We start from the raw sequence: 17,553 nt of genomic DNA, 5'->3' as shown, positions 1-17,553 counted from the left end.
TGAAATCATAATGATATCATATTGATAACAATGATCGCTTACATATTATGAATACTCCAGTCCAACGCGAAGTCGTCACCCAAACCCACAACGGCTGGCTCATGTTGCCCATCGTCATCCTCATGCACCTGGGCAGCATTGCCCTCCTCATTTACTCCATTGTCAAAGGCGCCCGCCTCTATGAACACCCGCTCTGGACCCCCTTTACTCTGGCCATCCTGGGCATCATCGGCTCCGTCATTTGTTTCATGGGCTTTTTCACCCTCCAACCCAATGAAGCCCGCGTCCTCATTCTGTTCGGCGAATACAAGGGCACCGTCCGCCGCAGCGGCTTCCACTGGGGCAACCCCTTCTATTCCAACGGCCCCGCCAAAGTCGGCGCGGATGGCGAGCCAAAATCAGGCGGGAGCGCCAGAAAAGGCCACCCAGGTTTCACTCGTTACAAAATTTCACTCCGCGCCCGCAACTTGAACGGAGAAAAATTGAAGGTCAACGACAAGCGCGGCAATCCCATTGAAATCGCCGCCGTCGTCGTCTGGCGCGTGGCCGACACCGCCCAAGCCTTGTTTGATGTGGATGACTATGAAAGTTACGTCCGCATCCAGAGCGAATCCGCCGTCCGCCATCTAGCCAGTTGTTACGCCTACGACCACGGCGAAGAAAACGAAATCACCCTCCGCAGCGGCGTGGAGGAAGTCTCCGCCGCCCTGCAGAAAGAATTGCAGGAGCGCCTCAACAAGGCCGGGGTCATCGTCGAGGAAGCCCGCCTGACCCATCTGGCCTATGCGCCCGAAATCGCCCAGGCCATGTTGCGCCGCCAGCAGGCCGAGGCCGTCATTGCGGCCCGCCAGAAAATTGTGCAGGGCGCCGTGAGCATGGTGGACATGGCCCTCAAAGAGCTCGCCAGCAAACACGTCCTGGAAATGGATGACGAGCGCAAAGCCGCCATGGTCAGCAATTTGATGGTGGTGCTATGCGGCGAGTCCGAAGTGCATCCGGTGGTCAACACCGGCACGCTCTACACTTGACCAGCCGGCTCCCCCATGCCCGCCCGCAAATCATTCCTGCTGCGAATGGACCCCGCCCTTTGGGCCGAGCTGGAGGCCTGGGCACAGGCCGAGTTTCGCAGCGTCAATGGACAAATCGAATTCCTCCTCCAGCAAGCCGTTCAGCGCCGCAAAAAAGGTTCGCCCGCCGAGCCGCCCCCCGAAGCCCCGCCTCCCTTGAACCCGGCCAGCAAACCACCTCAAGAGTAATGGACAGCGCGGCTTTGCCGTGGCAAACTTGGGGCCATGAAAAATCACCTTTGCAGCGGTGGCCTTCTGCTGGCTTTCTCCCTGGCTCTGGCCGGTCTTCACGCGGCGGTGGACCCGCACCTGGGCGTCGGCGCCAAACCCCTCCCAGGCGCGGAAGTTTTATTCGACGGCACCCGCAAAATGCTGGACGAAAAATGGACCTATTGGCAAGGCCCCCGCCTGGCGGCCCAGTTGCCCATCAAGTGGCAGATTGTCCCCGACCCCGTGGATTCGGGCACGGCGGTTTCCACCGCCGACCCCGCGGCCGCCGGCGGCAAATACGGCGCGGCCGACATCGTCACCAAAAAGGAATTCCGCGATTTCCGCCTGCACGTTGAATTCCTGGTGATGCAGCCCGGCGGCAACAGCGGGGTATACCTCCAAAATCGCTACGAAATCCAAATCCTGGACGGCGACAAAACCAAACACGGCATGGGCGCGGTCATCAACGAAAGCGAATCCCCCTATCACGCCTACAACGGCGTGGGCAAATGGAACGCCTACGACATCCAGTTTCGCGCCGCCCGCTTCAAGGACGGCAAAAAAGTGGAGCACGCCCTCGTGACCATGTACTTCAACGGCCTCAAAGTGCACACCAACGTCCCCATCACCCAGGTGTGGGGCGGCCCCAACAGCGGCATGGACGGCGGACGCGACGGCGGCAAAGGCATCACTGACACCCCCGGCGGCATCAAACTCCAGGCCGAAGGCCACGACGTGCGCTACCGCAACATCTGGATTAAAGAAATGCACTTCGACCAGCCCGACACCAATTTTTAATGGCAAGCCTATGAACGCTCCCCTTCCCCGCCGTCATTTCATCAAGACCAGCCTCGCGTTCAGCACCCTGGCCGCCACCGGCAGTTGGTCCGCACTGGCAGCCCCCGCTCCCGCCCCCGGCGTCCGCCTGGGCGGCCCCACCTTCATCCGCACCGATGACCCCGAAGAACTGGCCAAAGAATGCCGCCGCCTCGGTTACGGCGCCGCCTACTGCCCCAACATTAAAATCACCGACACCGACCGCATCCGCGCCACCACCGCCGCCTTTGCCAAACACGATGTGGTGATTGCCGAAGTTGGCCGCTGGGTGAACCTGATGGATGCAAATCCCGAACAACGGAAAAAGAATCTCGAATTGGTCACCGAAGGCCTCGCCCTGGCCGAGGCCGTCGGCGCGCGCTGCTGCGTGGACATCGCCGGCTCCTTCAATCCCAAAGTCTGGTACGGCCCCCACCCCGACAACCTCTCCGAGCGCTTCTTGGAAGCCGCGGTGGAAAACGCCCGTAAAATCATTGATGCCGTCAAACCCACCCGCGCGAAATTCTGCTACGAAATGATGGGCTGGTCCCTGCCGGACAGCGTCGAGAGCAACCTCCGCCTCCTCAAGGCGGTGGACCGCCCGGCCTTTGGCGTCCACCTCGACCCCTGCAACCTCATCAATTCCCCCGAGCGCTTTTATCGCAACACCGCCCTGCTCCACGAATGCTTCGACAAACTCGGCCCCCACATCGCCAGTTGCCACGCCAAAGATTTATTCTGGGAAGTGGAAATGAACGTCCACTTCCGCGAAGTCATCCCCGGCAAAGGCGCCCTCGACTACACCACCTTCCTCCAACGCCTGGCCGCCCTCCCCCAACAACCGCCCCTGATGATGGAACACCTCAACAAGGCCGAAGAATACGCCGAAGCCGCCCGCTACATCAAAGAAGTCGGCGCCCAGGCCGGCATCCCCTTCCTCCCCCGCACCTCTCCCCCCCAATAATGCTCCACAGCGGCAGCCCACACCCTCCTGCGCCAGGCTAATCCGCCTCCCTGCTTTTTCGGGTCCCAATTTCCCATGCGGGCAGCAGAAGAAGGGCGGTGGCCAAACAGGCCGTCACCCCGGCGGCGGTGAGCTGGCCCAGGCTGGCCACCCCGGCGTTCGAGGAGAAGGTCAGCGAGGCAAAGGCGGCGGCGGTGGTGGCCCCGGCCAGCAGCAACGCCCGGCCCACCGCCTCCTGGGTGGCCCGCCAATGGCCTTGGTGCCGCCGCAAACCCAGCAGCAGGTGCAGGCAATAATCCACACCCAGGCCGAGAACCAATGGCAGCGCCATTAAATTCATCAGATTCCATCGCCAGCCCACCACGCGCATCCACGCCAAAAGCAGAAGCACACTGAAGGCCAGCGCGCCCACGCTCAAGAGCACCTCGCGCCATGCGCGAAACGCCAGCCACAACGCGAGCAAAACCAAAACGCCAATGGCACCCACCAGCCAGGGCAATTCGCGCCGGACCATTTGGGCCAGTCGGCTGCCCATCCATTCCCAATTCGTGACATGGACTTCCACGGGCAGGGAGGCCGGCGGACGCAAATGCAAGGCCTCCGGGCTGGCAGCCTCCGCCGGCCGAAGGACGCCCAGCAACACGTGATGGCCGTCGCGATGGACATAGCAGCGGTCCCGCAACCATCGCGCAGCTTCGGGCAGGGCCGGGGTCGCGGAGCCGCCCGCTTTCGCCCACTGGTTCAGAATCTGGAGGGTCAGTTGCATGGCATTGGTGGTGAAACCCGCTTGAATGGCAGCCTCAAGCAGGGCTTCCTTGCGCACGGCCAGCGGGAGCACATGGCCCGCGTTGGTCATCCGCCAGGGCGCATTCAGAGCCAGTTCCAAAGGCAGGTGCAGGCTGTGGATGGCGCCTTGCGCGGCCAGGGATTCGCCCTGCCGTCGGAGGTCCAACGCGGCCTCGTACAGCCCCTGCGCGGAAGCGCTGCGCACCAGCAACAGCAATGGCTCCTTTCCAGCGCTGGTGGCCTGCTTGAATTCATCCCACACCGCGTAGGCCTGGCTGTGTTTGGGGCGCAGGGCCTCCGTGGCGCGCTCAAACGTCGGCAAACCCAGCAGGCCAAGGAGCACGGCGCACGCGCCCCCCAACCCCACCGTGCTCCAAAGCCGCCACCGCGGGACAGGCTCAGCGAGGGGCGGGGCAGAAGTCGAGGCGGGAGGTGGCTTCGAGTCCTTGGCCTCCGGCAGTCCCAACGGCCACAGATACAGGTGGGTCATCATGACCGCAGCCAGCCCAATGCCAATGGCCACCAGCGTGCCCAGTTGCCCCAGCCCCGGCAGACCGCTGAAGTTAAGCAGCAGAAAAGCGCCGGCCGTGGTGGCGGCCGACCAGTAAATGCCAGGGCGCGCCCGCTGCTGAATGTCCCCCACCGGCAGGCCGGGATGGGCGCGGGCTTCCTGCAGCAGGACGATGGCATAGTCGGCCGCCAGGCCCAGCAGGATGGCCGCGAAGCCGATGTTCACCACGTTGATGGCGCCGAGCACCCATGCGCCAAGGCCGAGGGTCAGGGCAAAGTTGAGCAGCAGGAGCGCCAGCAGCCATAGCAGCGGCCGCCAGCGGCGGTGCGCGCCAAAAAACAACGCGCCTATCAAAGCCAGCGTCCCAAGCGCCGGCCCGGAAAGGTCGCGCTCCATGCCGCCCCCAATTTCCGCCATGAAAGCCGGCCGCCCGGTGTAACCGATTTCCAGACTGGCTGGCGGGCCGTGGGAATCCTGCCAATGGCCGACGAGAAGCCGCAGTTGCTCCAGCCAGGCGCGACATTCACGGTATCCACTCAAGGGGGCGCGCGCTTTGACCCAGACAAACCGGGAGCGTCCATCGGAGGACTGAAATCCGTTGGCCCCGGCTGCCTCCTCGCTGAACAGCGGCATGGAGGCGTCCAGAACGCGCGTCAGTCCCAGGGGATCGTAGCTCAAACGCCCCAGCTCGGCGGGTGTCAGCGAGGTGGCCAGCCGCTCGCGCGCGGCGGCCAGGGTGGTGGCGACAGCAGCCGGAGTTAGCGCGTGGCGCAGCCGCTCCACTTCCGGCGGCGGGGCGTGGAGCCAGGCCTCGGCCACCAGCGCCGCCACCGCGGACGCATCCTCCTCCAGCGGCGGCTGCCACCAGGCGCTGGCCACCAGGGAGGTGTGCTGGCGCAGATACTCCGCCAGCGCGCGCGCCATGCGGGTGGTTTCATCCTCCGTGGCCGTGCGCACCCGGATGATGAGTTCATCGGCCGAGGCAAAGTATTGCTGATGCAATTGCAGGCCGCGCACGGACGGCTCCTGCGGCGGCAGCGTGTTCAACACGTCGGCGTCCCACTGAAAACGACTCCAGCCAGCCACGGCCAACAGGGCAATCAGCACGCCCGCAATGGCAAAGGCGCGGTTCATGGCTGCCGGAACAAGGTCAGTGTTTCGCCGGTCCGTGGCTGGCGCAGACGCACAGCCCGTGGCGGGTCGGAGAGATTTTCCACCACGAGGGGCGGCGGCAGTGGAGCGCCCGCCAGGGCTTCCGGCACCCAAAGCAATAGGAAACGGGCTGAAGCCGCGCCTTTGCCGGCGCTCCAGCGTCGTTGGGGTTGAAACTCGATTTGCCACTCCCCGGGCGCGCGCCAGGCGGTGACGCTGGGGAAGGGCAGCTTGGTGAAGTTCACCAGGGCGCGCCCATCGGTGTGCTGCGTTAAAAACAAGTCTCCGGCAATTTCCGGCGCATTTTTTCCCGGCGGACGCCAAAGCGCCGGAAAGCGCTGGGTATGCCAGCCGGGCTGGGAGGCATCCACCAGCGGCAGGGGCCGGGGCGGAGTGCGGCAGGCGGCAAACAAAACTCCGGCCAGCAAGAGAAGGCCCAGGCAGGCAAGCAGGCGATTCCGGGAGAAGCTCATGGGAGCTGCGGCGCGCCGGCTCAACCGGCGGCCATGGCTTGCGGGGCAAAGGGCAGCAGTTTGGCGAGCAGCCAGGTCAATAACAGCCCCGTGATGGCAATGATGGTGGACATCACGGTCCAGGATTTCAGCGTCTCCGTCTCCGTCATGCCACTAAGGCGGCTGACCACCCAGAAGCCGCTGTCGTTCATCCACGAGGTGGAAAGCGCGCCAAAGCCAATGGCGCAGAAAATATACAAGGGATGATAGGGCAGCGGCGGATTGGTGGCGGGGTCCATCATCGGATACACCATGGCCGAGGCGGTCAACATCGCCACAGTGGCCGAGCCTTGGGCCACCCGGATGACCCAGGCCACCAGCCACGCCAGAAAAATCAGATTCACATTTTTGCCGGCCACCAATTCCTTCACGGCATCGCCCACACCGGCATTTTTGAGCATCAATCCATACGCGCCACCGGCGCTGGTAATCAGGATGATGACGCCCGCGGTCAGCATGGGCGCGCCGAGGCGTTCCTCGATGTCCCGGAAACCAAAGCCCCGCTGCCAGGCCAGAATGCCCAGCGCAATCACGGCGCCCATGCCCAGGGCAACGTTGCGGTTGCCGATGAATTCCACCCATTGGTGAATCTGAGCAAACCGCTCGGCGCCCATCCAGGTCACCAGCGCGGGAAAACTGCCGCCCGCCACTTCAAAAAAGGAGGCGCCGCTGATAAGGGCAATGGGCAGAATCACCGGCATCACCGCCAGCCAGAAGGGAGGCAATTCGGACTCGGGCTTGGCCACAATGGTTTCCAGCTCCGCCAGCGGGGCGTCTGGGGTTTCGCGCAGCGGCACCTCCATGCGACCATTAATCCACCGGGCCGCCCACCAGCCGACAATGGCCGGCAGAATGCCCACCAACACCCCGACCACGATGGACATGCCAACGTCCACCTTCAAGTTGTCCACCATCGCCAGCGGCCCCGGATGGGGCACGGTGAGCGAATGCGTGACCATGCCGCCGCTGCAAATGGCCATGACATACAGGAGGTAATCCTTCCCCGTGCGCAGCCGCAGGGCCTTGGCCAGCGGCACCATGAGCATGAACATGGTGTCGAAGAATATCGGAATGGAGAGGAAATAAGTCGCGCCCAGCAGGGCGAAACTGACGTGTTTTTCGCCAAACACCGCCAGAAACCGGCGGACCACCTTGTCAGCCGCGCCGCTTTCCATCAGGCACATACCGATGATGCTGGCCAGGCCAATGACAATGGCAATTTTCCCTGCGGTGTTGCCAAACTCGCGCGTGGTCAGCTCCACGGCGGCCACCCAATGGCTTGGCGGGGGTTTGGCGGGCTGGGCGCCGTCGGTGGCGGCGGCCGCGGGAAGGGGGGGCGGCGCGCCGCGGGGCCGGGCGCCCGGCAGGCGCTCGGCCAGCAGGCCGGCGGTCATGGCGGCGGCAATGAGCGCCAGAAAGGGATGCACGCGCAGGCGGGTAATCAGCACAATGATCAACCCCACCGAAATCCCCAGCACCGCCAAAGGCCACAAGCCCGGCGCGGGCGCCGCCGCTGTTTGCGCAAGTAAAACCGTCATGGAACGCCGCTACTGGTACCGAAAAAAGTCCTGCGCGGCAAAAGAAATGTTGCTTCCGCAAAACGGCAAGCCTGGCCTGTTGCTGATTCTTTCCCTCGCTCCTGGACGGAAGGGGGAAAGACCAGCGCAGCTCATGGGCCAGGGTGAACTGGCCACAAGAGGAAATCCTGCGCGCCGTTCAACCGCGCAGGGCGCGGGCGGCCTGCTCCCACCAGGAGCGGTCGGGCACGGCGTAGGGGCGGAATTTTTCCAGATACCCTTCCTGTTCATTGTAGAATAGGCCGCAATGCAGGCCCAGGTGACTGGCGCCGGGGTCATCGCACAAACTGGCGGAGTCATTGGCGCTCATCTGGAAGAGGACGCGCATTTCAAATTCACTCAGCGCCTTGCGGCCGAGGAAGCGATTGACGTTGTTGTAAGTGTCCACTGCCACGATGAGGTGAATGCCGTGGGTGGGGCCTTCGGTGATGAGCTGGCTGAGCTGCGCCGAGGGGCTGGCCTCGCCGCCGCTGTCCATGGAGAAGGCAAACTCATCCTCCACCTTCAGCTTCTTGAAGTTTTGCAGGCCGTGGAGAAAGACGAAGATTTCCGGCGCCTGGGCGGCATCGGTGTCCGTACGCGCGCGCAGCTCCCGCGCCAGCTCGCCCAGGAGGTCGCCCAGGTCGCCGCTCTTGGCCAGGGTGAAAGGATGGGGGATGATGGCGGACAATTGCTCGATGAGCTGTCGCGGCGGTGTCTCCGGCGGCGAGGCGTCCAGGAAGTAGAAGCGGGCGGCGCCCGGCGGATAATGGGCGGCCAGGGACACCGCGCCCACGGTGACGAGGGTGAGAATGGCCTCATCGCGCTGGCCCACGATGAGCAGGTTGTTGCCGCTGCGGCGCTGGAACACCACCTCGGTGGGGCCTTTGATGGAATTGGGCGCGCCCAGCCAGAGCCGCACCAGCGGCGGGGTCTGGGTGGGACGCTGGGCCAGGAGCGCCTTCAAAGCGTGATTGTCGCGCACATCGGCCGGCGCATTGCCCTCAAAGACCACCGGGCCGGTGTACTGCGGCGTTTCCCGGTCGGCCCGGGCGCGGACCTCGGCCAGCACCTGGTCGCGCTCGTCCTCGGGGAGCCAGACGGTCTGGAAGGGGCTGTTGCCTTCGAGCGCGCCAGCCGCGTCGTTGTAGATGCCTTCGCCGGGGCGCGAGAGCAGGCGCGGGGCGGCGTTGTTTTCATCCATGATGAGGTAGGCATCGGCCTCATTGCACTGGAGGGCGATGCGAATGACCATCTGCCCCATGGTGGTGCGGGCCAGGGTGTAGGCGCCGCCGAGGGTTTGGGAGCCAAGAATGACGTGGATGCCAAAGGCGCGGCCCTGGCGCACGATGCGGTCCAGCAACACCGCCGCGGTTTGCGCAATGCGGTCGTCCTCGACAAAGAACTCCTGAAACTCATCAATCAAGAGCAGGGTGCGCGGCAGTTTTTCCGGGCCGCCCGCGCGGCGGTACCCGGCGAGGTCCTGAACACCCGCCTGGCGAAACAAATCGCCGCGGCGGCGCAGCTCTTCATCCAGGCGCTGAAGCACGCTGAGGCCAAACTCACGGTCGCTTTCAATGGCGACGACGCGGGCATGGGGCAGGCGGTGCTGGGCGTAGCACTTGAACTCGACGCCTTTCTTGAAGTCCACCAGGTAAAACTCCACCTGCTCGGGGCTGGCCCAGCGGGCGAGGTTGGTGATGATGACGTGGAAGAGGGTGGATTTGCCGGAGCCGGTCTTGCCGGCCACCAGGGCGTGCTGCTTGGTGCCGCGGCCAATGGCAAGGAATTGCAACTTGGTGGCCCCGCTGCGGCCGATGGGCACGCGCAATTCCTCGGCGGTGTCGAGCGCCCAGACCTCCTCGGGCGCCGGGGCCACCTGCTCGAAGGGGACCTCGACGCGGTTGGCGCCGCGGCTCAGCTCGCCCACTTGATGGAGGAAAGCGGTGGCCAGCTCCGCTGGCGGCGGCGGGTCCAGTTGCAGGCGCACGCCCACCGGCCCCAGGCGGGCCAGGGTGAAGAAATCGCCGGGGCGCTGGATGCAAACGCTGTTTTTGCGGAGGACATCCGGCGCGAGGTCCGCCGTGGCGGGGTAACGGTGGTCCCAGTGAATCAGCGTATAAACGCCGCAGCGGGCGCCGCTGGAGGCAATGTGCAACAGCCGTTTGGCGGCGGCGTCGCTGAAGTTCATGGGAAAGTCCGCGATGATGACGAAGTGATATTTCTCGGCAATTTTGCCGGCCTGCGCGTTGTATTCGGCGATGGTCTCGTATTCGTTGCGCAGGTACATCTGGATGACCTTCTCCATGTGCTCGGTGAGGTCCTTGAGGCGCTCCTCAATCTGGGTGGTCTGCGTCCAGATGCGGCCGTTGATGAGGTTATCCTCGTAATCGGCCAGGTGCATGATGCCGGCAAAGTTCTGGCCGAGCTTGACCGGGTCAATGATGGTGAAGCTGAGCTTGCCGGGCGGCGTGGTGGCCAGCAGGCGGAAGAGGATGTTGTTGATGGCGGCGATGGCCTCGGCGCCGCCGGTGCGGTGGGTCTCAAACAACAGACAGCCCTGCTGCGGATACAGAAGCCACAAGGGCAGGGACAAGTGGCCGCCGCCGGGCATGGGCAGGCGCGGGTCTTTGGGGGCGCCCTCGGCATAGAGGCGCAAATCCACCTCCAGTTGGCCGAACTTGACGCGGTTGCGGGCGGTCTCGGGCGGGGTCCAATGCTCCCAGAAGGGCGGCTCCCACGGCGGGGTGTCCTGGCGGGCAAACTCCGCCGCCGCCTGGGCTTCGCGCAACAAGGGTTCGCATTGGGCCTGCCAGTCCTGCATCAAGGCGGCCCACAGGGCGTCCGTTTCGGCGTTGAGGCGGGCGGTGCGCTCGGCGCGGTGCTGCTCCAAATCGTGCAACCGGCGCTCGTATTCCTGCTGCAACTGCTGGAGGGCGGTCTCGCGCTGCTGCAGGATGCCTTGCAAGCGCCGCTGGCTGAGCTGCTCGTGATGCTCCATCACGCGCCCCAGCTTGCGGTCAATTTCCTGGGGCCAGAACTCGCGCAACCGCGCGGCCTCCTCGGTGGCCTCCTGCCAGCGGCGGTTGATTTCTTCATTGGCGAGGCGCAGCGCGGTTTCGATGCGCTCCACTTCGGCGGCGTGGCGGGCCTGGGCCTTGTTCAAGGCGGCGTTGTGCCAGCGGCGGGCGCGCTCGAGGGCCTGGGCGATTTTGCGGGCCTCCGGCGTGGCGGTGTTGCGGCTCAGAAAATACCAAACCAGCGTGCCCGCCAGCAGGGCGCCGGCGACGCCGCCGGTGAGGGACCAAGAGATTTCGCCTGCTTTGAAATAGTGCAGCAGGGGCGGCAGTCCGGCGCCCAGGGCCACCAGGAGGATGCCCTGCACCCACACCGGCAGCAGCCGGTAGAACCACGCGGCTGGCCGCCGGCGGAACTGGCGCAAATCCGCCTCCACCTGGCCGCGCAACTGCTCCAGTTTTTCCAGCAACGGGTATTCGTCGCCGGCCGGCTCCGGCTCCTCGGGCAGGCCGGCGCCGGTAAGCATTTTTTTGAAACGCCCGTAGCCGCTCATGACGCGGAGGGCGTGCTGTTCGAGGGTCTCGAACTCCGCGCGCAGGCCCCCCAGTTTTTCGTGGAAGGCGGCCAGGGTGGCGTCATTTTGGGCCAGGGCCTGCTCGCGGTTGCGGGCGGCCTCCATCTGGGCTTTTTGCAGCGCCACCTTCTGGCGGCCTTCGTGGTCTTCGATGCGTTTGAGGGCGTAGGCCTTGCTGGGCCGGTGGCCGCGGCGGATGCGCTCCAGGCGCTGGCGATGCCGCTGCTCCAGCGCCGCCTGTTGCGCTTCGGCCCGGGTGCGGATTTTGCTTTCCTCGGCGGCGCGCCAGGTTTCCAGCTCTTCGCGGGCGGTGCGATGATGGCGCTCGATGGCGTCGCGTTTCTGGCGTTCGTCGCGCAGGAGCTGCTCCTCCCGCCGGGCACAATCGCGCACGAGGGTTTTGAGGCGCTCCAACAAATCCAACGTCTGGGGAATGGTCAGGGGGTTACTCACAATCGTTGCGGACGTGCTGCATCAATTTGTCCAGATGCTCAAAAACTTCGGCCGATTTGTCCACGCCGGTCATCAATTCGGCCAGGAAACGCCGTTCAAACTCCTCGCTTTTGGCGTCGCGCCAGTAATTGCGGGTTTCCTCCCAGCGCAGCATGAGGTCCTTGGTGAGGGCCATGAGGGTTTTGCCGTTGTTGCCAACACTCATGCGGGGCCTCCTTCTGTTTTTGCGCCGCCTTGTTCTGCCGCCGGGTCCGAGGCGCTGCTTTCCCTGCCCTCACTGCCCGGCTCGGTGGCTGGCTCGATGGCAGGAGCTTTCATGCCGGTATAGGCGTCGAGGGTTTGCAGGATTTGATTCAAGTAGGCCACGCCTTTGGGCATGTCGTGGGTGAGCACGGTGCGGAGGCTTTCCAACTGGCGCAACAGCGGCTCCACGCGGTGCTCGTATTCGCGGGTCCAGTGTTTGACGCGGTTCAGTTTTTCCTCGGCCTCGGCCAGGGCGCGCTGGGCGCGCTGGACGGCGAGGCGTTCGGCGGCGGAAGGCTCGCGGAGATTGGCCATGCTGGCGCCAAAGAGGGCCTGGCGGGCCTCTTCGAGGATTTTCTGGCGGCGGCGGACCTGGGCTTCCCAGTAGAGGCGGCGGTCGGTCTGGAGCCAGGTGCGGAGGCGGAGCACTTCGTCGCAGGCGTCTTCCAGCAGCAGGCGCGACTTGCTCAGATACACCACCAGCGCGGCTTTGAACGTGTCAATGGCCTCGGTGGAGGAGACGTGCGCACGTTCGGCCATGGTTTAACGCTGATTCAGATACTCCTGAATGCGCTGGGCCTTGCGCATGAGGTAGGGCACGTGCTGGTCGGCCACCTCGATGAAGCGCTTGAGCGCCTTGAGGGTCTGTTTGAATTCATCGGCAAATTTCACCTGCTCCTGGTCCTGCCAGGTCTCGCCAAGGGCGGCAAAGCGGGCCTGGAGTGAGCTGAGCCGGTTTTGTAAATCACGATTGAAGCGCTGCAGCTCTTCGGCAAAGCGCCTCACGTCCTCTGGATCCATGATGGCTTGCGGCATGGACTAACCTTTCTCTTTGGACGCTGCCAGCATGAAGCTGCGGCAGGCCAAGTCAAACCGTTTTTCCCTACGTTGGACGTTGGGGAAGCCGGATTTATTAAATGGGGCCGGCCGGGGAGTGCAACCGGCCCGCCGCGCTCCACGCTCAAGTGGGCGAGGCCTTGGCCGCCAACGGATGATGGCCCACGCGCTGCCGCTGGTTTAGCGGGGGACCAGGCGGGGAATTGGGCCGAGGGGCTGGCCAGTCAACCGGCTGCGGATTTGGAGCAGGTCTTTGTAGGCCTCCTGAAAGGCATCGGCATTGACCTCATCCATGGCATGGGGGGCGAGCAATTCGATGAGTTCAATGCGGGCCTCCACCAGCGGGAGGTCTTCCAAGGTGGGCCGTTTCTTGTCGGTGAAGCCATCCTCGTTGAGGTCCTCAATCAAGTCTTTCCGTTCGCCGCGGGGCAGGCGGGGGTCATTAATGGCTTGAATCCAGTAGGCCGTGGCCTCGGGGTCCGCGCCGACGCGCTGCAGGGCTTCGCGGGCGAGGGGGTCCACCGGCGGCGGTTTGCCGCGGCGGGGAGGCTGGGCATCGGGCATCGGGGGGATGGGCGGCGGGGCAGGCTCACTAGCCAGCGCAGGCGCTGGCGCCGGGACCCTGGCGACCGCAGGCGGGCTGGTGGAGGATAGGCGTTGTTGCAGGAAATACCAGGTGGTGAGGGCGCTGGCAGCCAGCAATAGCAACACCACGACAACGGCGAGTTTTAGCCGGGTGTTCATGATGAAACTAAATCATAATTCATCCACGCAGGCAATACCTGACTGGGCCTGGGCGGGCGGGGGGCCAGGGGGGACCAATGGGGGCGCGGTTATTCGTGCCGCAGGGCTTCGATGGGGTCGAGTTGGGCGGCGGCCTTGGCAGGATAAAGGCCAAAGATGATGCCGACAGCGCCGGAGATGCCAAAGGCCACCAGGACGGACCAGAGGGTGATGATGGTCTTCATGGTGGTGAGGTGAGAGACAATGACAGGGGTGATGATGCCCACCAGCACGCCGATGAGTCCGCCGCCGACCGCCAGGACGACCGTTTCCACCAGGAATTGCATGGTGATGTCCCGCCGGGTGGCGCCCAGGGCGCGGCGGATGCCAATTTCGCGGGTGCGTTCGGTGACGGTGGCCAGCATGATGTTCATGATGCCAATGCCGCCCACCAGGAGCGAAATGGCGGCAATGGAGCCCAGGACGATGTTGAAAATGCGTTTGGTCTGTTCGGCCTGGCGCAGCAGTTGGAGGGGCACGATGGTTTCGTAGTCCACCTTGTCATGGAATCGCCGCAGGAGGGTTTTGATTTGAGGGTCGGCGGTTTCGACGGTCGAGGTGTCGTGCATTTGGACGGTGATTTGATGCAGCTCCACCTTTTCCGCTTCAAAACTGCCCGCCGAGCGGCGGATGAGCACTTCGCCGAAACGGGTGCGGGAGGTGCTCAAGGGGATGTACACATTGTTGTCGAGCGGTTCGCCTTCCATTTTGCCCGCCTGGGTGCGTTGTTCGGGCAGGTTGCGCTCGCGCACCAGGCCCACCACGCGGTAGTAAAAGGCATCTATTTTGACCGATTGCTCCAGCGGGTCCTGATAGGGGAAAAGCCGCTGGGCCAGCCCCACCGTCAGGACACAGATATTTTCGTTGTTGATTTCGTCCCAGTCGCTCAGGAAGCGTCCGCGCACGATTTCGAGGCCGACGATTTCGGGATAAAACGGCAACGTGCCGAGGACCTGACAGGGAAAGCTGTTTTGGGCGAACCGGACGTTTTCGCGGATGATGCGGACGGGCAGGACCCGTTTGACGCCGGGGACGGTATCCTGAATGCGGGCGGCGTCGCGGTAAGTCAGCCCGTAATCAATGCTGGAGCCGCGGCCCATGCCGGAGACCTTGGTGTCTTCGGGGGGTTTGACGCTGCGAATGATGATGTTGGCGCTGCCGAGGCGTTTGATGGCCTCCTGCGCCTCGTAGGAGGCGCCCTCGCCAATGGCGAGCATGGCAATGACCGAGCAGACGCCGAAGATGATGCCCAGCATGGTCAGGGCTGAGCGCAGCTTGTGCAAGAGCAGGCTTTTGATGCCCAGCCGCACCACCACGAGATATTGGAAGGCCAGGGGATTCATGACTGCGGAGGCGGCGCCGGGGCGGCGGCCGAGGCCGCGCGGCGCCCATTGAGCACTTCCCGCTCAATCAGGCCGTCGCGCATGTGAATGATGCGATGCGCGCGCCCGGCCACGCGTTCATCGTGGGTGACGAGCACGATGGTTTTGCCGCGGGCATTGAGGCTGTCAATCAGTTCGAGCACCTCGCGGCCGGTGGTGGAATCGAGGTTGCCGGTAGGCTCGTCGGCCAGAATCATGAGGGGGTCATTCACGAGGGCGCGGGCAATGGCCACCCGTTGCTGCTGGCCGCCGGAGAGCTGGTTGGGGCGGTGGTGCAAACGTTCACCCAGGCCCACCAGTTGCGCCAGCCGCACGCAATGCTCGTAATGGGCGCGCAAATCCTTGCGCTGGTAGAGGAGGGGCACCTGGATGTTCTCGATGACCGTCAATTGGGCAATCAGGTTGTAGCTCTGGAAAATGAAGCCAATCATCCGTCCGCGGGCGGCGGAGAGCTGGTCATCGGGCATTTCCGAGACGTCAATGCCGCCCAGATAATAGCGGCCGGCGGTGGGGCGGTCCAGGCAGCCCAGGACGTTGAGCATGGTGGATTTGCCGGAGCCGGAGGGTCCCATGATGGCCACATATTCGCCGCGGTTGACCTGGAAATGCACCCCATCGAGCGCGCGGACGGTGACCTCCGAGCCCAGGATGTAATGCTTTTTGACGCCTTCGAGGCGGATGATGATGTCAGCGGCTGCCATCGTTGCGCGGTGCGGAAAATCCTTCCGGACGCATTCCGCCGTCCGGGCGCGGCCCCGGGAACCCTGCCGGAGCGTTGGTGCCGCCGGGGCGGCGGAAGGCACGCATGGCCTCCCGCATGGCCGCCTGCTCGTTTTCATCCAGCTCCCCGTCCCCATTGGTGTCAAAGCGCTTCATCATTTCCTCGCGGTTGAATCGCGGGCCGCCGCGGCCCTGGCCCGGCTGGCCGCCGGGGCCCATGCCGCCCGGACCGAAGCCAGCGCCCGGCCCGTCTGCTTCGCCGCCCATGCCGGCGCCACCATTGCGGCCGGCGCCCGGGCCAAACATGCCCGCGCCCTCGCCGCGTTCGCCGCGCATGCCGCGTCCGGCGCCTGGCTCCATGAAGCCGGCGCCGCCATTCTCGGCGCCGTTTTCAGGGGTGGCGCGGTTCAGTCTTTCGGGCGGGGTGTTGGTGAGGCCCTCGGCTTTTTCGTCCTTGCCGAGGATGGCGCCGGCGAGGTCTTTTTCCTGGGCGTCGTAGGGCGGGCTGAGCAGGACGCGGTCGCCCTCCTTGAGGCCGGAGGTAATTTCAATGAACTTGGTGTTATACATGCCGACATTGACGGGCACGGGGACGGTGGGATTATCGGCCAGGAAAACCACTTGTTTGCCTTTGCGGGTGGTGACGCACTGGATGGGAACGGTCAGCACGCTTTTGAGGTTGGTGATGATGATTTCCGCGCGGGCGGAGACGCCGGGTTTGACGTTGGGCACGGGTTCGAGAATGAGGATTTCGGTGGCATAGACCTTGAGATTGGGGTTGGCCCAGCGGCTGGAGGTGTCGGGGAGGGGCGCCACGCGATTGACCGCGCCCTGGAAACGGCGGTCGGGCATGGCATCCAGCACGACGTAGGCGGGCTGGCCGCGGCTCAACTGGTTGACGTGGGATTCGTGGACCTTGACGGTGACCTTGTATTCGGAGACATCGGGCAGTTTGATGATTTCCTGGCGGTAGCGGACCACCGCGCCTTCCTCAATCATGGATTCGCTGCTGAAGCGGCGGTCGCCGCCGCCGCCGGCATAGACGACCAGACCGTCCTGGGGGGCGTAAATCTTGGTGTTGGCCAGTTGCCGGAGGTCGCGTTCGAGTTTTTTCTTGCTGAGGTCGAGGGTGCTTTTCTGGGTTTGCACATCGGCCTGGTATTGCGCGAGGCGGCGCTGGCCCTGGAGTTTGACGCGCTCGAGGTCGTCCTTGGCGTCCTCCACGGCGGCTTCGAGGGTGCGGCGTTTTTTGGGCAGGTCAAAGTTTTCGAGCATCCACAATTTTTTCTGGGCCTGTTCGAGGCGCAATTTGGTTTGGGAAACGGAGAGGCGGTCGCGGTCGAGGTTGGCCTTGGTTTCGAAGCCTTTTTCGTAGAGCTTTTCGGTCCAGCCGAGTTTTTCCTCGGCGATTTTGAGGTTTTCCAGGACGTTGGTGATTTCAATCTGGGCGTCGCGCAGCAACTGGGCGGCCTCGCCCTTTTCAAATTTTTCCAGGTCGCTTTTGGCGAATTCGTATTTCAGCTCGGCGGCGGAGATTTCGCTTTCGACCATGCTTTTCTGGATTTCGAGCTGTTGCTCGGCCTGGATGACGGCGAACTGGGCTTTTTCGACGTTGATTTGCTGCTGGTTGACGGCGTCCTGGCTGGAGCTGGAGTCGAGTTCGACCAGCAAATCGCCCTTTTTGACGGTGGTGCCTTCGGGGACGATGTAAATGATGCGGGCGGTGCCTTCCACCTCGCTGCGGACGACGACTTCATTGACGGCCTCGATGTTGCCGCCTTCGACGATGGAGATGAGGAAATCGCCGCGTTTGACCTCGAAGTAGGCGGTGGGCTGGATCTGGGATTTGGCGCGGCTGCGCACGAGGGCAAAGGCGGAGAAGACGGCCAGGAGTGCCGCCGCGACGAGGACCGGTTTGCGGCGCCAGAAGGGCGTGGCGGCGGTGACAGGGGGAGAAGACGCACTCATA

General features: G+C 64.1%; 15 protein-coding genes. 4 read left to right on the top strand and 11 right to left on the bottom strand.

The genetic code is table 11. From position 1 onward, the window contains the following. Positions 1-47: 47 nt before the first annotated feature. Genes NXS98_RS16705 through NXS98_RS16690 form a run of 4 tightly spaced genes read left to right on the top strand, consistent with a single transcriptional unit; the run spans position 48 to position 3,057 of the window. Positions 48-1,028: an SPFH domain-containing protein gene (locus NXS98_RS16705; protein WP_283846196.1), complete on the top strand. Its 981-nt coding sequence runs from the start codon at positions 48-50 to the stop codon at positions 1,026-1,028. Positions 1,029-1,073: 45 nt separating this feature from the next. After that, positions 1,074-1,256 carry a type II toxin-antitoxin system antitoxin gene (locus NXS98_RS16700; RefSeq protein ID WP_343214115.1) on the top strand — a complete coding sequence of 61 codons (183 nt, stop codon included), beginning with the start codon at positions 1,074-1,076 and terminating at the stop codon, positions 1,254-1,256. A gap of 36 nt (positions 1,257-1,292) precedes the next feature. After that, positions 1,293-2,075, top strand: coding sequence for a 3-keto-disaccharide hydrolase (locus NXS98_RS16695; protein WP_283846194.1), 783 nt, complete (start codon positions 1,293-1,295; stop codon positions 2,073-2,075). A 10-nt stretch (positions 2,076-2,085) separates the two neighbouring features. Further along, complete coding sequence (locus NXS98_RS16690; protein WP_283846193.1) at positions 2,086-3,057, top strand: sugar phosphate isomerase/epimerase family protein; 972 nt, start codon at positions 2,086-2,088, stop codon at positions 3,055-3,057. Between the two features lie 37 nt (positions 3,058-3,094). Here NXS98_RS16690 and NXS98_RS16685 read toward each other — a convergent pair whose 3' ends face one another. The 11 genes from NXS98_RS16685 to NXS98_RS16635 all read right to left on the bottom strand — a co-directional run bounded on the left by NXS98_RS16685 (position 3,095) and on the right by NXS98_RS16635 (position 17,552). Then, positions 3,095-5,488 carry an MMPL family transporter gene (locus NXS98_RS16685; protein ID WP_283846192.1) on the bottom strand — a complete coding sequence of 798 codons (2,394 nt, stop codon included), beginning with the start codon at positions 5,486-5,488 and terminating at the stop codon, positions 3,095-3,097. After that, the gene (locus tag NXS98_RS16680; protein ID WP_283846191.1) at positions 5,485-5,979 is read right to left on the bottom strand and encodes a hypothetical protein; all 495 of its coding nucleotides are present in this window, start codon (positions 5,977-5,979) and stop codon (positions 5,485-5,487) included. Before NXS98_RS16680 ends, NXS98_RS16685 begins: the two co-directional genes overlap by 4 nt. A gap of 20 nt (positions 5,980-5,999) precedes the next feature. Beyond that, positions 6,000-7,556 (bottom strand): GntP family permease, encoded by a 1,557-nt coding sequence (locus NXS98_RS16675; RefSeq protein WP_283846190.1) that lies wholly within the window; start codon positions 7,554-7,556, stop codon positions 6,000-6,002. A 178-nt stretch (positions 7,557-7,734) separates the two neighbouring features. Further along, positions 7,735-11,619, bottom strand: a complete 3,885-nt coding sequence (locus tag NXS98_RS16670) for an FtsK/SpoIIIE domain-containing protein (RefSeq protein WP_283846189.1) — start codon at positions 11,617-11,619, stop codon at positions 7,735-7,737. After that, entirely contained in the window at positions 11,612-11,824 is a 213-nt protein-coding gene (locus NXS98_RS16665) for a hypothetical protein (RefSeq protein ID WP_283846188.1), read from the bottom strand. Before NXS98_RS16665 ends, NXS98_RS16670 begins: the two co-directional genes overlap by 8 nt. After that, entirely contained in the window at positions 11,821-12,402 is a 582-nt protein-coding gene (locus NXS98_RS16660) for a hypothetical protein (RefSeq protein WP_283846187.1), read from the bottom strand. The genes NXS98_RS16665 and NXS98_RS16660 overlap by 4 nt, the downstream gene beginning before the upstream one ends. 3 nt (positions 12,403-12,405) lie before the next feature. Further along, complete coding sequence (locus NXS98_RS16655) at positions 12,406-12,678, bottom strand: WXG100 family type VII secretion target (RefSeq protein WP_283846186.1); 273 nt, start codon at positions 12,676-12,678, stop codon at positions 12,406-12,408. Between the two features lie 201 nt (positions 12,679-12,879). Further along, positions 12,880-13,443 carry a hypothetical protein gene (locus NXS98_RS16650; protein ID WP_283846185.1) on the bottom strand — a complete coding sequence of 188 codons (564 nt, stop codon included), beginning with the start codon at positions 13,441-13,443 and terminating at the stop codon, positions 12,880-12,882. An 89-nt stretch (positions 13,444-13,532) separates the two neighbouring features. Further along, positions 13,533-14,825: an ABC transporter permease gene (locus NXS98_RS16645; RefSeq protein WP_283846184.1), complete on the bottom strand. Its 1,293-nt coding sequence runs from the start codon at positions 14,823-14,825 to the stop codon at positions 13,533-13,535. Continuing rightward, complete coding sequence (locus NXS98_RS16640; protein WP_283846183.1) at positions 14,822-15,565, bottom strand: ABC transporter ATP-binding protein; 744 nt, start codon at positions 15,563-15,565, stop codon at positions 14,822-14,824. The genes NXS98_RS16645 and NXS98_RS16640 overlap by 4 nt, the downstream gene beginning before the upstream one ends. Then, on the bottom strand, positions 15,552-17,552 hold the full coding sequence (locus NXS98_RS16635) for an efflux RND transporter periplasmic adaptor subunit (protein ID WP_283846182.1): 2,001 nt from the start codon (positions 17,550-17,552) through the stop codon (positions 15,552-15,554). The genes NXS98_RS16640 and NXS98_RS16635 overlap by 14 nt, the downstream gene beginning before the upstream one ends. Position 17,553: the final 1 nt, after the last annotated feature.

This window comes from Fontisphaera persica (assembly GCF_024832785.1).
Lineage (GTDB): Bacteria > Verrucomicrobiota > Verrucomicrobiia > Limisphaerales > Fontisphaeraceae > Fontisphaera > Fontisphaera persica.
The sequence above is the reverse complement of the archived record's forward strand: the minus strand, read 5'-3'. Positions and strand labels throughout refer to the sequence as shown.

Bases quoted from the DNA above. Each gene is read 5' to 3' on its own strand.
- NXS98_RS16650 (WP_283846185.1), bottom strand. From the start codon at position 13,443: ATGAACACCCGGCTAAAACTCGCCGTTGTCGTGGTGTTGCTATTGCTG.
- NXS98_RS16640 (WP_283846183.1), bottom strand. From the start codon at position 15,565: ATGGCAGCCGCTGACATCATCATCCGCCTCGAAGGCGTCAAAAAGCAT.
- NXS98_RS16655 (WP_283846186.1), bottom strand. From the start codon at position 12,678: ATGCCGCAAGCCATCATGGATCCAGAGGACGTGAGGCGCTTTGCCGAA.
- NXS98_RS16695 (WP_283846194.1), top strand. From the start codon at position 1,293: ATGAAAAATCACCTTTGCAGCGGTGGCCTTCTGCTGGCTTTCTCCCTG.
- NXS98_RS16675 (WP_283846190.1), bottom strand. From the start codon at position 7,556: ATGACGGTTTTACTTGCGCAAACAGCGGCGGCGCCCGCGCCGGGCTTG.
- NXS98_RS16700 (WP_343214115.1), top strand. From the start codon at position 1,074: ATGGACCCCGCCCTTTGGGCCGAGCTGGAGGCCTGGGCACAGGCCGAG.
- NXS98_RS16680 (WP_283846191.1), bottom strand. From the start codon at position 5,979: ATGAGCTTCTCCCGGAATCGCCTGCTTGCCTGCCTGGGCCTTCTCTTG.
- NXS98_RS16705 (WP_283846196.1), top strand. From the start codon at position 48: ATGAATACTCCAGTCCAACGCGAAGTCGTCACCCAAACCCACAACGGC.
- NXS98_RS16685 (WP_283846192.1), bottom strand. From the start codon at position 5,488: ATGAACCGCGCCTTTGCCATTGCGGGCGTGCTGATTGCCCTGTTGGCC.
- NXS98_RS16690 (WP_283846193.1), top strand. From the start codon at position 2,086: ATGAACGCTCCCCTTCCCCGCCGTCATTTCATCAAGACCAGCCTCGCG.
- NXS98_RS16665 (WP_283846188.1), bottom strand. From the start codon at position 11,824: ATGAGTGTTGGCAACAACGGCAAAACCCTCATGGCCCTCACCAAGGAC.
- NXS98_RS16645 (WP_283846184.1), bottom strand. From the start codon at position 14,825: ATGAATCCCCTGGCCTTCCAATATCTCGTGGTGGTGCGGCTGGGCATC.
- NXS98_RS16635 (WP_283846182.1), bottom strand. From the start codon at position 17,552: ATGAGTGCGTCTTCTCCCCCTGTCACCGCCGCCACGCCCTTCTGGCGC.
- NXS98_RS16660 (WP_283846187.1), bottom strand. From the start codon at position 12,402: ATGGCCGAACGTGCGCACGTCTCCTCCACCGAGGCCATTGACACGTTC.